Here is a 3,828-nt window from a genome sequence, read left to right as displayed (position 1 = left end):
TTATTATGCCAACAGTCCCGAGCACAATCCTCAAGGTCCTCAAACAGGAACTGAAAAAATTGTACGTTCGGTCAATGTTGAGTGGGGAGACGCGCAGAATGTAAGAGCTAATGGTGCTATTACAATAATGCGTATTAAGCGTTTACCCAATCCACCATTGATAGACGGTAACCCAAAAATAAATCCCAACCGACAAACTTCCGCTCGTTGTGTCGCTAACAGCGAAAAAGCGCTTAGCTAAGCCTTTGTAGAGTATGCTGGCATTGTTAACATACCCTAAGCGTGATAAATACCGTCAGCTGGCTTATTGCTTGGGTCGAAAATGCTAGTATCAAATTGACGTGGGTTATTGGCTGCATAAAAGCTGGGGCTGATATAATCAACTTTGGCTAGCATGCGGTTTTTCTCATAAATAGGGTCAGTATTGGCGACTACAGCCACGCCTTTGGGGTAGTAGCCTTTGATGAGTCTGCCTAGCATGTTTAGATACTGGTCTATGTAGTCATCACCTGTGTCGTTATCTTCTGAGACGTTACCTGCTTGGATGTCGGTTAATATGGTGAGTAGTGGCGTGTCGATATTGTTTACACCATAACTTAAAAACCGCAAAACGTGGGCTTCATTCTCTTGACGGTCGCTTTTCTCTCCTTCTTTAGTCATATGCTGTAATACATTGTCCCATTCTGGATAAGTGGTCACTGTAGTAAAAATTTCTATAATGGCTTCTTTGCGTTCGTTGAGCAATCTTATAGTGAGTCCATCAAAAATACTAAAGTCAAACTCAGGCCAACTGAGCGTATGACTATACCAACCATGACGGCTGATATTATAGACCAATATACCTTTCGCATTGGGCGTAGCGCACAGTAGCATGTCTGCTTTTTCGCCTTTCATAATCTCAATAGCTAAGTCATGACGTTTTGAATCTGTATCTAGTCTTTTAGAAAAATCATCAAAAGTCTCTGATATATTAATCAAAGATTTTGTGATACTAGACTCGCCTCCTAAGTATAATACAGAAAGTTGCGTTAAAGCTTCAAAAGCTCTATTTGCAATATGAACGACTTTACGAAATCCTGCATTGACCAGCTGATAAAATGTCCACATAAGAAACGACTTAATCTGACTGCTATCTACCTCAAACTCAAATCCAAGCTTACCGCCGCCTCCAAAGCAAGCAGCGGCTTTTGCTCTGATTTTGAATTTACCTAATTCTAAATCAAGAAACACGTAAAAATCTAAGGAGCCTCCGATGCCATAACTACCTGCGACAGTTGCCGAGATCGATGCAAAGGATACAAAATCCTCCGTCTCTGGCGGCAGCCACTCTATACCACCCTTTGGCTCTATTCCTGCCTCTACACCCACAAACGCCGAGATAGCTGCCGATCCTTGTACGTTATGCTTCTCTTGTAACTGCTCTACCTCTTCAGTCGATGGTGTATCAATACCTTTATAATCTAAGCTAAGTGCAGGCATATTGTTATTTGCATCCCACGCACTCATTACTGTTTGCTGAGGGTTACGGGCTGCTGAAACTAGCTTTTGAGCACCGTCTTTTATTTTTATGCTACCAGCACCTTCTATTCCAATATTCGCTCCTGCAAACCCATTAATCTCACAAGAAACAATCAGTCGTAGAGAGCCTAGGTCTATTTTAACACCATCTTCAAAGGTGGCTTTTAGGTGCAGTCCTTCTAATGATGGTAGTGCCATTACAGGACTAATACTGGCTTCACAAAGTATGGCTTTGCCGTTTGCATTAAAGCCGCCTTCGATACCTATTTTGTCGTCAAGGTTCCAATCAGCTGAGCCATTCATACCAGCGCTACCTACCATTCGTAGCCATTGTGCCTCGCCATCCACTTGGTATTTATCAGATTTAATAATGAGATCACTAATTTCATTCGCTGAAGGCAATAGAAAATCTAGAATATTTAAGTCTTTTTGCCCATCAGTACCTATCTCACCTTCAACTGAAGTAGATATTTCTTTGATTCTATCAACAAGCGCCGTTTTAGCAAAGCCTGCTGGATCATATAGCAGACTTGGGCTTTCTGATGATGGAGGATCACCTTCAGGAGTAGGAATATCTGTCTGTGAAGAGTTGATATGTGTTGGCTGGATTGTATCTTCGAAATAATCTCTTCTTACATAGCGTCGCTCAATTGTCGTTTCACCGTCTGTTACCGCAGTCTTAACCAAAAATATTTCTTTCATATCAGCAATTGTCGAAAAATCCTGCTCAATTTCATCTTGAGCCTCTTTTTCTGCTTCTATCATTATAGCTTCTGCAGTTTTTAGCATATCTGCATCACGTGCTTCAAGTGCTGTAGCTACTTGAGCCCTATGCGTGTGCACTTTTGCCATTAGTTTATCGACATTACTTAGGTTTTCTATTAAAGATCTATAGTTGCCTGACTTAAAGATAAATAGTTTCTTTTTCTCTAAATCATAAACAATAGGTAATTTAGTATTAGCTGCTAACTTTTTTTCATACTTTGGTTTATTAGGTACTGTAACTGCTGTAGACATGGGTATTTCTACTGTTACTAAATAATCAAAAGCTGATGGTATCACATTATTGTTAGAATCCTTTTTATTTATTTTAAAATTAGACTTCTTTCCATTGATAAGCACCTCGATATTTCTTTTAAAATCTGAACTAAATTTCTCAGTCAAGCCTGTACTTGAGTTAACACTCAGTGTTTTTTTAACTGTTTTTTTATAATCTATAAGTCTAATCTTTATATTTTTCGGCAATTTTTTATTAGAGTTTTTAAGCTTCACTTTGAACTGTAAAAAGGTTTGTAGTCTATACTTTCTAATATACGATTTTCCTATTTTTTCATCACTGTCTATGTTTATTATATATGGTGATGGCTTGCTCTTTCCTTTTAAGTGAGGGTTATACGGTTTACGTTTTTCATCAACAAGATATATTCTGTAATCTACATCTCGAATAATAGGTATTTCTTTCGTATAAGTGTGATTGTATTCCAGATCACGAACTGTTTCTGTCTTACCCGATATTGGGCTTTTATTTAATTTTTTTGGAAAGTCTATTTGGTAATCTATACCATTATATATTCGTAGTGATTCGCTCGCACTACTATTGTTTTCATTAACTTTTGAATAAAAATTAATACGCATTGGTATTTGAGATGGTTCTAACCTTTGATTATACCATCTATACCATTGATCTGTAGATAGCATATTTGATTTTAATACGACGTATCCTTTGCCAGTTATCTTATCTTCTATAGTGACTTGATAAGCATCAGACCACTTATCCAACTTGATAATGGCCAATCCGTTTTCATTAGGTTTGTATTTCTGAGATTGTCGAGTGATGATGACATCGTTGGGATTGACAGCTTCATATTTACCATCATAGGTTTCTCTTATGATTCGTAAATGTAATTCTTTTTTCTTTCTAGCCATTACTCATCACCCTCAAAGCTTATTGTAAATTCTTCATGCTCGTCACCCACGATTTGTATGCCGACTTCCTCTGGTGTTTCTGTCACTATCTGCTCGGTACGACCTTGGGCGTCAGTTTTACCACTCTTCACTGTGCCGTCTGCCATAAATAACAAATAGTCAGTGTTAGCGATGGGTTCACCAAGCATATCTCTAGCAACATAAGTGAGATAAGACTTCACGTCTGAACCATGCAATGAAGGTACAGTCGGAGCAGCGTTAGCACCAGCAACCATGTCTTTCTTCACCGCATTGATCTTAATCTCTCCTGGGCAGACCAGCTTCACCCCACTGTCATCGATGGTGATCGACGCACCGCCTGCAGTTTGTAGCTTGATGCGCTTC

General features: G+C 38.9%; 1 protein-coding gene and 2 pseudogenes. 1 reads left to right on the top strand and 2 read right to left on the bottom strand.

The window, feature by feature from the left end; genetic code table 11:
* Positions 1-241, top strand: a pseudogene (locus tag ACFI32_RS14685) (sulfatase); the annotation flags it as partial.
* Positions 242-276: 35 nt separating this feature from the next.
* On the opposite strand, the gene ACFI32_RS14680 reads toward ACFI32_RS14685, so the two are convergent.
* Entirely contained in the window at positions 277-3,444 is a 3,168-nt protein-coding gene (locus ACFI32_RS14680; protein WP_462627372.1) for a hypothetical protein, read from the bottom strand.
* A pseudogene (locus ACFI32_RS14675) lies at positions 3,444-3,828 on the bottom strand (hypothetical protein); the annotation flags it as partial. The gene ACFI32_RS14680 and the pseudogene ACFI32_RS14675, both read right to left, overlap by 1 nt.

Source organism: Psychrobacter sp. PSi21, assembly GCF_054960615.1.
This window is presented reverse-complemented; position numbering and strand designations above follow the sequence as displayed.